Origin of the sequence: Acidovorax sp. Root267 (assembly GCF_001429215.1) — a bacterium.
GTDB classification, from domain to species: Bacteria; Pseudomonadota; Gammaproteobacteria; order Burkholderiales; family Burkholderiaceae_C; genus Acidovorax; species Acidovorax radicis.
The window spans coordinates 211,943-223,617 of the sequence record NZ_LMJC01000029.1 but is presented as its reverse complement, the minus strand read 5'-3'; the positions used below and the strand labels follow the sequence as shown (position 1 = coordinate 223,617).

14 protein-coding genes are annotated in these 11,675 nt (G+C 60.0%); all 14 read left to right on the top strand.

The features are described from left to right. Positions 1-3: 3 nt before the first annotated feature. The 14 genes from rfbA (at position 4) to ASE39_RS27170 (ending at position 11,662) form a co-directional block, all read left to right on the top strand. On the top strand, positions 4-888 hold the full coding sequence (gene rfbA, locus ASE39_RS17390; protein WP_057271955.1) for a glucose-1-phosphate thymidylyltransferase RfbA: 885 nt from the start codon (positions 4-6) through the stop codon (positions 886-888). Between the two features lie 7 nt (positions 889-895). Beyond that, positions 896-1,441, top strand: a complete 546-nt coding sequence (rfbC, locus tag ASE39_RS17385) for a dTDP-4-dehydrorhamnose 3,5-epimerase (RefSeq protein WP_057271954.1) — start codon at positions 896-898, stop codon at positions 1,439-1,441. Further along, entirely contained in the window at positions 1,438-2,628 is a 1,191-nt protein-coding gene (locus ASE39_RS17380; protein WP_057271953.1) for a DUF1972 domain-containing protein, read from the top strand. Before rfbC ends, ASE39_RS17380 begins: the two co-directional genes overlap by 4 nt. Positions 2,629-2,696: 68 nt before the next feature. Next, positions 2,697-3,635: a glycosyltransferase family 2 protein gene (locus ASE39_RS17375; protein ID WP_241777079.1), complete on the top strand. Its 939-nt coding sequence runs from the start codon at positions 2,697-2,699 to the stop codon at positions 3,633-3,635. A 71-nt stretch (positions 3,636-3,706) separates the two neighbouring features. Beyond that, positions 3,707-5,425, top strand: coding sequence for an ATPase, T2SS/T4P/T4SS family (locus ASE39_RS17370; RefSeq protein ID WP_199864300.1), 1,719 nt, complete (start codon positions 3,707-3,709; stop codon positions 5,423-5,425). After that, positions 5,418-6,626, top strand: a complete 1,209-nt coding sequence (locus ASE39_RS17365) for a type II secretion system F family protein (protein ID WP_057229239.1) — start codon at positions 5,418-5,420, stop codon at positions 6,624-6,626. Before ASE39_RS17370 ends, ASE39_RS17365 begins: the two co-directional genes overlap by 8 nt. Positions 6,627-6,652: 26 nt before the next feature. Beyond that, the gene (gene gspG, locus ASE39_RS17360; protein ID WP_035196999.1) at positions 6,653-7,096 is read left to right on the top strand and encodes a type II secretion system major pseudopilin GspG; all 444 of its coding nucleotides are present in this window, start codon (positions 6,653-6,655) and stop codon (positions 7,094-7,096) included. A 51-nt stretch (positions 7,097-7,147) separates the two neighbouring features. Then, a complete protein-coding gene (locus tag ASE39_RS17355; RefSeq protein ID WP_057271952.1) occupies positions 7,148-7,642 on the top strand; it encodes a GspH/FimT family pseudopilin in 495 nt (164 codons plus the stop codon). 56 nt (positions 7,643-7,698) lie between these two features. Next, complete coding sequence (locus tag ASE39_RS17350) at positions 7,699-8,091, top strand: prepilin-type N-terminal cleavage/methylation domain-containing protein (RefSeq protein WP_242421490.1); 393 nt, start codon at positions 7,699-7,701, stop codon at positions 8,089-8,091. Continuing rightward, entirely contained in the window at positions 8,088-8,699 is a 612-nt protein-coding gene (locus tag ASE39_RS17345; RefSeq protein WP_057271951.1) for a prepilin-type N-terminal cleavage/methylation domain-containing protein, read from the top strand. Before ASE39_RS17350 ends, ASE39_RS17345 begins: the two co-directional genes overlap by 4 nt. Beyond that, entirely contained in the window at positions 8,696-9,613 is a 918-nt protein-coding gene (locus ASE39_RS17340) for a type II secretion system protein GspK (protein WP_140426822.1), read from the top strand. The genes ASE39_RS17345 and ASE39_RS17340 overlap by 4 nt, the downstream gene beginning before the upstream one ends. 383 nt (positions 9,614-9,996) lie before the next feature. After that, a complete protein-coding gene (locus ASE39_RS27175; RefSeq protein WP_242421478.1) occupies positions 9,997-10,611 on the top strand; it encodes a PilN domain-containing protein in 615 nt (204 codons plus the stop codon). Then, on the top strand, positions 10,608-11,162 hold the full coding sequence (locus ASE39_RS17330; RefSeq protein ID WP_192430051.1) for a GspMb/PilO family protein: 555 nt from the start codon (positions 10,608-10,610) through the stop codon (positions 11,160-11,162). The genes ASE39_RS27175 and ASE39_RS17330 overlap by 4 nt, the downstream gene beginning before the upstream one ends. Next, positions 11,159-11,662: a hypothetical protein gene (locus ASE39_RS27170; protein ID WP_242421476.1), complete on the top strand. Its 504-nt coding sequence runs from the start codon at positions 11,159-11,161 to the stop codon at positions 11,660-11,662. Before ASE39_RS17330 ends, ASE39_RS27170 begins: the two co-directional genes overlap by 4 nt. The last annotated feature ends 13 nt before the right edge of the window (positions 11,663-11,675 follow it).

Below are 11,675 nucleotides of genomic sequence, written 5' to 3'. Positions count from 1 at the left end.
ACCATGACGCAACGCAAAGGCATCATCCTCGCAGGAGGCTCCGGCACTCGGCTGCACCCGGCTACGTTGGCCATCAGCAAGCAGCTGCTGCCGGTCTACGACAAGCCCATGATCTATTACCCACTGAGCACGCTGATGCTCGCCGGCATCCGGGACATCCTCGTCATCAGCACTCCGCAGGACACGCCGCGTTTTGCACAGCTGCTGGGTGACGGCAGCCAATGGGGCTTGAACCTGCAATACGCCGTGCAGCCCAGCCCGGACGGGTTGGCGCAGGCGTTTGTGATCGGAGAGTCTTTTCTGGATGGAGCACCCAGTGCCTTGGTGCTTGGAGACAACATTTTCTATGGGCACGATTTCCATGAATTGCTGGGCAGTGCCCAGCAGCGCACGGCGGGTGCCAGCGTGTTTGCCTACCATGTGCACGATCCGGAGCGCTACGGTGTCGCCGAATTCGATGCCCAGGGCAAAGTGTTGTCGCTGGAGGAAAAACCTGCACAACCCAAGAGCAGCTATGCCGTTACCGGGCTGTACTTCTACGACAACCAGGTCGCAAAGATGACCAGGAGCCTTAAGCCATCGCCACGCGGCGAGCTCGAAATCACCGACCTGAACCGGCTGTACCTGGAGCAGGGGCAACTGAACGTCGAGATCATGGGCCGTGGCTATGCCTGGCTGGATACCGGCACCCACGAAAGCCTGCTGGAGGCCAGCCAGTTCATTGCGACGCTGGAGCATCGCCAGGGCCTCAAGATCGCCTGCCCCGAGGAAATTGCGTGGCGTTCCGGCTGGATTGACAGCGCCCAGCTGGAGCGCCTGGCACAGCCTCTTGCCAAGAACGGTTACGGCCAGTACCTCCAGCGCCTGCTGAACGACAAAGTCTATTGATCACCCCATGCACTCCATCCGGCAATCCATTCCAGACGTTGTCCTCATCGAACCCAAGGTGTTCGGCGACAGCCGTGGCTTTTTCTACGAAAGCTTCAATCAGCAGGCCTTTCGTGAGGCCACGGGTGTCGAGTGCGAATTTGTGCAGGACAACCACAGCCGCAGCAGCCAGGGCGTGCTGCGCGGCCTGCACTACCAGTTGCCCCCCAGGGCGCAGGGCAAGCTCGTGCGGGTGGTGCGCGGCGCTGCGTTTGACGTGGCGGTCGATATCCGCAAGGGTTCGCCTACCTTTGGCCAGTGGGTAGGGGCGCTACTGACCGAAGACAACCACCGGCAGCTTTGGGTGCCGCCGGGGCTTGCCCACGGTTTTTTGGTGTTGTCCGAATCGGCAGACTTCCTCTACAAGACCACCGACTACTACAGCCCGGAGCACGAGCGCTGCATTCGCTGGGACGATCCACAGCTTGCCATCGCCTGGCCTGCGGTGCAGGCCTCCATTCAGCTTTCGGCGAAGGATCAGGCGGGGCGCTGGTTCGCTGAGGCTGACCTTTGACGACGGCGTTGGGGCCTGTGACCGGTCCTTCGGGCGGTCCTGCCAAGCTGCGGATCGCCTTGTTGGGCGCCAGGGGCATTCCCGCAAGTTATGGTGGTTTCGAGACATTCGCCGAACAGCTTTCGACACGCCTGGTGGCGCGTGGCCACGAGGTCACTGTGTATGCAGAATCCAGCGAGTCGTCCGTCGCAGACACCTTCTACCAAGGTGTTCGCGTGTGCCACAAGCGCCGACCCCAGTGGGGGGCTGCCTCGGTCCTGGCCTACGATTGTGCCTGCCTGTGGGACGCCCGCCGGGGATACGATCTGGTTTACATGCTGGGTTATGGCGCTGCGTGGGCCTGCTGGTGGCCCCGGGTTTTTGGGGTTCCGGTCTGGATCAACGTAGACGGACTGGAATGGGCCCGCAGCAAATGGGGGCGGGGCGCGCGCATTTACCTGCGTTGCATGGAGTGGGTGGCCAGCCGGGTTGCCACACGCCTCATCGCAGATGCCGAGGCCATTGCACAGAGGTTCCGCCAGACCTATCCCAAGGGGGCGCCGTCGAGTTTCATTGCCTACGGTGCTGAATTGGTGCAAGACCAGGATGCAGACCCTTCCTTGCTGTCTGTGTGGGGGCTTCAGGCCCATCGGTACATGCTGGTCGTGGCGCGGCCAGAGCCAGAAAACCATATCCTTGAAATCATCCAGGGTTATGGGATGCATGGCGGTGATTGGCCGCTGGTCATCGTGGGAGACGTGTCTGGTGCCACGGCCTATCAGCAACAATTGCGGCAGCAGGCCAGTGAGCGTGTGCGTTTTGTTGGCGGCATCTACGATGCAGGGCAACTCGCGAGCCTGCGTGTGCATGCGGCCTGCTACCTGCACGGCCACTCGGTGGGCGGGACGAACCCTTCGCTTCTGGAGGCGCTGGCCTGTGGAAACTGGGTCATTGCGCATGACAACCCGTTCAATCGCGAAGTGGCACGCGATGCGGCCGACTACTTCGAGACCCCCGAGCAACTCGCTCGCTGCTTGGACCTTGTGGTGGATCGGTCGGAAGCCGTGCGGCCGCAGCGAAGCCAGCGTGCCCGCGACATCGTGGCAGAGCACTACACATGGGATGGAATCACAGATGCGTATGAAGCACTGATGCATTCTGAATGCCAGCCTCATCGCACGGCGACAACAGGTACAGGCGTAGTGTGATTGCCCCGAGGGATGGATCAGCCTTGCACAGCGGGTTGGCCGGGGCTGTCCCGTCCGCACAGCCCCTGGTGGATGTGCTGCTGGCGACATACAACGGGTCGAAATATCTCCATGCCCAGCTCGATTCCCTACTGGTCCAGACGCACCAGAATTTTCGCGTCTTGGTCAGTGATGATGGATCTTCGGATGCGACGCTTGAGATTTTGGAGAACTATCGGGCGCGCTTCGAGGGGCGTTTGGTGGTAGTGCCCAATCCCCATTGCGGGCAAGGAGTGGTCCGGAACTTTGAGAACCTCATGGTGGCCAGCCTGCAAGACGGGCAGGCGGGATGGGTTGCTTTCTCGGACCAGGACGATGTCTGGCTTCCTCAAAAAATTGAGCGATGCTTGAACGAAATGGTGCGGATGGAGGAAGAGGGGGGTGAAGGGTTGCCCTGCCTGGTGCATTCCGACCTGACGGTCGTCGATGAGAGTCTGAATGTCATCTCGGACTCCTTCGCCAGATACCAGCGCATGGATCCACGGCAGTGTTCGCCGCTTTCACTTCTCAGTGTGAATCAGGTGACGGGATGCACGATGATGGTGAATCGCACCCTGTTGCAAATCGCCTTGCCCTTGCCGCGCGAGACCATCATGCATGACTGGTGGTGCGGCTTGGTGAGCGGGAGTGGCCGTCGCCGTTTCGTGCCAGCGCCACTGATCCTGTACCGTCAGCATGGTGCCAACCAGGTGGGCGCCAAAGACCGCAGCCTGAAGACACGCTTGCTGCGTCTATTGACGAATGGCGCAGGGATCGTTGGGCGCGTCAGGGTGCTCGGAGGCGCCACCTACTTGCAGGCGCAGGCGCTGCAACTGCGCTTGCGAGCCGTGGGGTTGGATGGGGGCTACGTGTCAGAATACCTTGCGTGGAGAGGCCGGCCCTTCTGGGTGAGGATGGTGGGATATCGACAATATTATGTGGGCCCCGAACTGGATCGAATAAGCCGCTGTTTGTTGTGGTTCAAGTGATTCGATTCTTTGGGTGATATGCATCGTCCCCGGCTATTTGGTGGTTGGAAGAATGTTCAAAGGCGTTAGTAATGAAGCTCTCGGCTGAAGTTGGTGAAGTGGAAAGCGTTGACCTCGCTGCGCCCAGGCTCGGGGAGATGCTCCTTGCGGACCAGAAATTGTCACGCAATGACCTGGAGAGGGCGCTGGAGGTTCAGCGTTCCATGGGCGGGCGTCTGGGGCGTCTGCTTATCAGCTTGGGGCTGGTGTCTGAGATTGACGTGTACTCTGCATTGTCCCGGCAGGCAGGGTTGCCCTTGGTGCGCCAGGACGCCTTTCCGAAGGAAAAACCGGATACATCGCGGTTGAACACCAGTTTTTTGCTGGCCAACAATCTGCTTCCCTTGGGAAACGCGGAGGATGCCGAGTCCACGCCTGATTTCGCGTCGGTAGATCCGAAAAGCGCCGCATTGCGCGATGCATTGCGCCTGGTCTTTGGGGCTGCTCCCAAGGTCTTTTTTGGTCTTGAGTCCGAAATATCCAATCAGCTCAACGCCTGGTACGTCCAGGAGTCGGAGCCAGACGGAGAGGTCGTTGCGGACCAGTTCGAGGCTTCGGAGTTCATTGAGCACCTGAGGGATATGGCCTCGGAGGCGCCCATTATCCAGCGCGTGAGCCATATTCTGTCCCAGGCCGTGGCGGCGCAGGCCTCTGACATTCACATCGAAACCTACGAAGAAAAATCGGTGGTGCGCATACGGGTGGATGGGGAGTTGTATCCCATAGACGAGATTGACAACAAGGATGCGCCAGCCGTCGTGTCCCGTATCAAGATACTTTCGCAGCTCGATATCGCGGAACGCCGCATGCCTCAGGACGGGCGTACCAAGCTGCGTGTGCATGGCAAGGAAATGGACTCTCGCGTGTCCACCATTCCCACCATGTTTGGCGAATCGGTCGTCATGCGCTTGCTGGAAAAGAACTTTGACCTGCTCTCGCTGGAAAGCCTGCACTTCACGCCGCCCACGCTCAAAACCATGCGCCAGTTGCTCAGTGTGCCCCACGGCATCTTTCTGGTGACAGGCCCCACGGGTTCCGGGAAATCCACCACGCTGTATGCCTCGATGCAGGAGCTGGAGGGTGAGAACCTCAAGATCCTGACGGTGGAAGATCCGGTCGAATACCGGCTGCAGTGGCTCAATCAGGTGCAGGTTCAGCCTCAGATCGGACTCACCTTTGCCAAGGTACTTCGCTCCTTTCTCCGCCAGGATCCTGATGTCATCATGATCGGCGAAATGCGCGATGGGGAAACCGCTGAGATTGCGGTCCAGGCGGCGTTGACGGGTCATTTGGTCATGTCCACGCTGCATACCAATAGCGCGCTCGGGGCCATTGTGCGGCTCATCAACATGGGCGTGGAGCCCTATCTGATCACGGCGTCTGTGATCGGCGTGTTGGCCCAGCGCCTGGTGCGCAAGCTGTGCGAGGAATGCAAGGCGCCTCTGTTGCCAGACCAGGCACAAGCCGCCGCAGCGTCCCTGGGTGTGGCCATGGAAGAGGGGCAGGCCATTTATCGGTCCGTCGGTTGTCCTGCCTGTCGGGGCACCGGCTACCGGGGGCGTTTGGCGGTTCATGAGTTGCTGGTCATGACGGAAGACGTGAAGAAGGTGGTTCTCGAAAGAGGTTCTTCCCTTGGGGGCGGAGACGGCGCCTATGCTGGGGGGAACTTGTTGCAGGATGGCGCCACCAAGGTCTTCAAGGGTCTGACAACCGCAGAAGAAGTCCTGCGCGTCGCGCGTCAAAATGATTGAATTTCAATACGATGGAATCACGTCCGATGGCAAGGCTTGCCAAGGGACGATTCGCGCGCTGAACGTGGAGACAGCGCGGCTGCGGCTCATCGGGCAGGGCGTAACGCCGGTTCGTATTGCGGACGAGTCAGCTGCCGTCGCCCAAGATGAACAGCAAAGCCGGGGCGGCAAGCTCAAGCGCGGCGAGATACTTTTGTTCAGCCGCGAGATGGCGCACCTCAAGCAGGCCAACATGCCGCTCGACAAGGCGCTGGTCATGCTTAAAGAGACCGCAAACACGGAGCGGCTCAAAGCCTTCATTGCCAAGGTGGAGGAAGGGGTACGGGGCGGCAAGTCCTTGTACCAGTCGCTGCTACCGTTTGAGCGGGATCTAGGGCGCCAATACCTCGTCTTGATCCGGGCGGGGGAAACCTCAGGTTCGTTGGCGGTGGTCCTCAAAGAACTCACGGTGCAGCTGGAGGCGGAAGACAAGTTGCGCAACTACGTCATTTCTTCCATGACGTACCCAGTGATCCTGTTGGTGGTTGCTGTGATGTCTGTCGTGCTTCTGCTGGCGTTTGTGGTTCCCCAGTTTCGAGAGATTTTTGACTCCATGGGTGACAAGCTGCCTTACTCCACCCGGTTGGTGGTCGATCTCAGTGATCTGATCCGCTCGCATTGGATGGCAATCCTGTTAGGCTTAACGGTTGTCCTGTTCCTGGGCTCGCGTTGGAGTGCCACGCCCGCAGGGCGTTTGCGTGTGGATAGCGTGCTGTTGGACCTTCCGCTGTTCGGAAAGGTGTTGCGAAATCTGCAGTTCGCTATCTATTTCCGGACGTTCGGTATCCTGCTGCAGCGGGGTGTACCGATGGTGGATGCCTTGCGAATTGCGGTGGACACGTTGACCAATACCGCATTGCGCAAGGATATTGAACCCCTGGTCGGTATTGTGAAAACCGGCAAGCGGCTTTCCACGGGGTTTGTGTCTCCATACTTCGCTAAATCCAGCACTCCGCAGCTTATTCGTGTTGCGGAGGAAACCGGTCAACTCGATATCACCCTGCTGGGGCTGGCTGATCGTTACGAGGATGAAGGTCGGCGCACCATGGGGCGTGTTTTGGCGGCCATGGAACCCTTGATCATTATTGTTTTGGGGGCCTTGGTTGCATTCATCATTATTGCAATTTTGGGCGGTGTCTTGTCTATTAACGACACGATTTGATTGTGAATTGTTTGAGAGATTTTGATATGAATGTAGAGAATTCTGGCCGCAAAGTAATGGCACGAGCGCAACGCTCTTCGGGCTTCACGCTGATTGAACTGCTGGTGGTTCTGGTGATCTTGACGCTGCTTGCAGGGCTGGTGGGGCCCAAAGTGCTCGATCAGCTCGGCGGCGCCAAGTCCAAGACAGCCCGTATTCAAATCTCGGAAATTGAGCAGAGCCTGGACCTTTTTAAATTGGATGTGGGCCGTTATCCCAATGACGCCGAAGGGTTGCGCGCTCTGGCGGACCGGCCCGCAACGGCCCAGGGATGGAATGGCCCATATCTGAAGAAGGGCCTGCCTTCCGATCCTTGGGGCGCTGCCTACCTGTACAAGAACCCGGGGCGCAATGGTGGGCCGGACGTGTTCTCTTTGGGGGCAGATGCCAAGCCGGGTGGTGACGGTGAGAGCGCGGACGTTTTCAACTGACCGTCCTCTCGCGTTTTTCACCTTGCAGTGCTGTCCAGTAACTTGCCTCGCATGAGACGCTGTTTGTCGGCGCCAGCCTTCCGCTCCCGTGGTTTCACCCTGCTGGAGCTGCTGGTTGTACTGGTGCTGGCTGCTATTACCGTTTCGGTGGTGGGAGCTGGAGGACAGGCATTCATGGAGCGGTCGCGCTACAACCAGACGGTACGGGATGTGTCTAGTCAACTCAACAAGGCGCGCGCACTCAGCGTCCAGGAGGGGCGGTCGGTGACCGTGACCTACCAGCCAGGAATTCGCAAGTTGGTGGTGGATGGTCGGGAGTCTCTGGGGGTGCCGGAATCACTGGTGGTCCAGTGGGAGGCCATCGAGCGCAACCCTCGGTCTGGCAAGGGTGCGGCGGCAGCCGGGGAGCCAATTTTTGTGTTCAATTCTGACGGTGGAGCTCGCGGTGGGCGGCTTGCAGTGCTGCGAGGTGGGCAGGGTGTCACCTTTCGTGTGAACTGGCTGCTTGGAACCGTGGAGCAAGGCATGGCCGTGCCTCAGTCATGACCGTGACGTGCCGTTTGACGCCTCTGTTTGATCTGCCTCTCCCGTCATTTAGGCGAGTGCCTCGGAAGCAGTGGGGTTTTAGTTTGTTGGAGGCCCTGGTGGCCATGGCAATCGCTTCCATCGCGCTGGCAAGCCTTTATCGAAGCGTGGGGCAAGGCTCCAAGAATGTGGTGGACGTAGAGGCTCGCGTGGAGGCATCCCTGGTGGCCCGGTCGGCGTTGGCCGCTGGAACCTTTGCCGAAGATTTGATGCGGCAGGACTCCGGTCAGTCGGGCGTTTGGCATTGGCGCATTCAGGTGACGCCTGAACAGGTTCCGCTGATGGAAGAGAGTGGCCGTCCGGCGCAGGCGGCGCCTTTGCGTGCCGCGAGGGTCACCGTGGAGGTCAGCAAAGACGGAGTGACAGCGGTCACGTGGACCACGTGGAAGCCCTACAGGTCCGCACCATGATCCACGGCTCTCGAAAATCCTCCCGGGGTTTTACCTTGCTGGAGTTGCTGATTGCATTGGCCGTCACGTCTGCCGTGGTTGCATTGATGTTCGCGGGCGTGGGGGTGATCGGGCGTTCTCAAGAGCGCAACCAACGTGTCATTGAGCGCTCTGAACGCATGCTGGTGGTCAGTCAGTGGCTCGGTCGCAAGTTCGATACCCTCCGCTTGTTGAGCCGGCGCGACGAAAACATCTTTGTGAATTTTTTCAGCGGCAATGCGGCAGGTGCGATCTGGGTGGCGCCTTTGCCGGAGCGTGGGGATGCGGGGGGGCTCTATGTATTCCGTACGACCCCCCTGCGCCATGGGGATGGGCGAGTCGATCTGTCGGTAGAGGCCGTTCCTTATGACGGCGCGCTGATGGCGTTAGATTGGAGTCGGGCCTTGCGCGAGACGCTTTTGACAGACGTGCGGACCCTTCAATGGCATTACCAAGACGGTCAAACGGGCCAGTGGACTCAGCAATGGGACTCCGCCAAAGCTTATTACCCAGCCCGGATTCGGGTTGAAATTGCCGATGCGCGGGGCGATTGGCCTTCACTGGTGTTCCCTCTGGTGAGGGCAAGATGATGGTCAGGTGGGCACGGGGCAGCCGGGGCGCTGCGCTGATTCTGGTGCTGTGGTTGGTGGCATCCCTGTCATTGGTGGTGATGGCGAGCGCGCGTGGGGTTCGCCAGCAGACGCAGCGCGCGGCCCTGGATCTGGAGCGTTTGCGCGTAGAGTCCGTGCTGGATGCGGCCATCCAGCTAACAGCGCAGCGAATGATGGCCGAGAAGACAGCAGACAGCTGGTACCGTATTCAGCGCTTACCCATGGGGTCGAATGACATCTGGGTGGAGATCACGCCATCTGGAGGGCTGGTGGATGTCAATGTCGCCAGCGAAGCCTTGATGCAGGCGTTGTTTCAGAGAGCCGGGCGTCTTTCGTCGGGGGAGGCAGCCATTCTGACGTCACGTGTGCGGGACTTTCTCGACCCTGACGACACGCCAGGCGGCGTGGGTGGGGCTGAGTCTGCTCAGTACCGCGCGGCTGGCTGGCCCTCCATGCCCCGAAACGGAGCCCTGGACGATCTTTCCGAGCTGAGGTCGGTTCTGGGAATGACGTCTGAGCTCTATGAGATAATCGCGCCCCACTTGGGTATCAACGGGCAGCAACGCATCGAAATCGATTCAGCCCCCCCTGCCCTGATCGATGTCCTGACGGGACAGCCAGGTTTAGGGGCGCGCATTCACAACTCCCCACCGGAAACGCGGGCTGGCGTGCTCTTGACCGGAGCCGCCGCAGATTTCTTCGCGCCTGCCAGGGCGGGAGGGGGACTAACGGTGCGCCTCAAGGCGTTGGTGCGAGCCGAAGGCGATCGCTGGTGGCAGCGTGAAGCATGGGTCGATCTCAGCGAGCGCCCGGGCGGATTGACCCCCTGGACAACGCTCTCGTTGGAGCCAACACGCCGCTTAAACAAGCCGGAACAGGAATTCAAGCCATGACAGGTTGGGGGCAGCTATCTCTTCGTGCGCAAACAGCGCTGGACCGAATGGCCTGGGGTTTCGGCGATCTCAAACGCGTTCTCATGGAGCATCGCGCCTGGCCCGCGGTTGCGAGTGCGGCGATGGCGTCCGATGGTGGGAGGTGGACTGTCACAGCAACCCACGTGCGCAAGCGATCCAACAACCGAAAGGCTTCCAGCTTGCTGGTGCCGGAGTCGGATTGCCTGTGGGGCACAGTGCAGTTGCCGAACATGCCGAGGAGCTCTTTGGCGGGGGGGGTTGAAGAAGCTCTTTGGCGGGTTTCTCCGATGCCTCCGGAGCAGATTGTGGCTGCCTGGCGGGCAGAGCCCCAAGCCCAAGGTGGATGGGTGGTGGAGTGGGGTATGTGCCGGCGCACCACCTTGACCCAACAAATGGCGAACCACGGTTTTGCAGAGAATGCGCCTGTCTATCTGATGCGCCAGGGGCGAGCCCTCCCTGTCCGCAGCGCTGCATGGCGCAAGCAGGACCGCCACCAGCGTTGGATGGATTGGGGGGGGGGCATATTGCTGCTGGTATTGCTCGCAGTGCTGTCGTTGCCCGCGCTCATGCCACTGGTCTTGAAGCGCCAGGCGGTGGTGCGTGCCGTTGAGCATGTCAGCATGCTGGAGCCCAAGGCGGCGCCTTTGCGCCAGAAGATGGATGAGTTGCGTCGCCAGGCCGAACTGGCGGACGAACTTCGCAAGAACATTAGTACGGATCTACCTCTCGCCAGTGTCATTGACGCGCTGTCGGCAGCCATTCCTGCCGACACGTGGCTGGACCGCATTGAGGTCAATGGCAGCGAGATCAAGATTACGGGTTTGACGGCGAACGCCACGGAACTCATTGGACACCTGGGGCGCCAGCCTGGTTTGGTCGATGTGCGTGCTACGGGGGCCAACGTGCGCGATGGCACCCTGAACAAGGAGCGCTTTACCTTTGAGATGCGCTGGCGAGGTGAGGGAGCAAAGCCATGAAAATGAATGTGTGGCGTCGCCGTTCGGTGGTTTTTCTGCTGCTGCTGTTTGTTGGTGCGCTGGCTTGCGCCGCATTGATCTATAGAACCCTCTGGGTTCGCTACGACAACGCTCTGCAGCAGTTGGAGCCTCGCAGCGAACGTCTCGAAGGGGTTGTGAATGCCGGTTCCGAAATCGAAACGCTGCTTGGTTCTGCGAGCAGCACTGTGGCGCCCTTGTTGCACCCCGCGGGTGAAACTTCGCAAAACGATATCCAGCAAAAGCTTCGCCAAATGATCATGGCTTCTGGCAGCACGCTGGTTTCATCCCAGGTTGCGCTGGAGCCTGGAGTGGATGGCAAGCTGGCGCGCATACGACTTACTGCGACCGTCAGCGGCGAATGGGTCAAACTGGTGAGTTTCATGGAAAGTCTCCAGACGCACCGCCCTCCTTTCTGGGTGCGCACTGCCAACATCACGCGTGAAGGGGCCAGTTCTGGCGCTGGTCCGCAAAATGCGCGCCTGTCTTTGCAACTGGAAGCCCCCTTGGCGCCAGAGAAGGCCAAGCCATGATCAAACCTTGGTACCTTGGCCCCGTTTTGGGTGCCGTAGCTTTGGCTGCGAGCGTCTACTGGTGGCATGCCGAAAAAGAACGCTGGGTCCCCCCAGCGGCACGTAGACCTGATCTGCCGAAGGTCGAGCCTATGCCGCAAGCGATAAAGGTCCGTGCGAAGCAGGCGGTCGAGCAGCCTTTGTTGTGGATGTCTCGGCGTCCGGTGGCGGTGGATGTGAAAAAGAGCAGTCTGGTCACAGAGTTGATGCAGTCACGCCTCACCGCCGTGCTGGAGTCTGGCAGCGACCGGGTCGCCATCTTGCAGCGCCCAGATGGCAGCACCCTCAAGATCACCGGGGAAACCAAACCCTGGCGAGTTGAATCCTTTGATGGCCGCAAGGCATTCTTTGTGTCTGCAGATGACCAACGCGTGGAACGCCCACTGGAAGCCGGAAGTGCTGCGACCGTGAAGGCCGGGCCGATCGGTGATCGCCTGCGCAGGCCTGCAACAAATCAGTAAGCCCCTGTGGCAT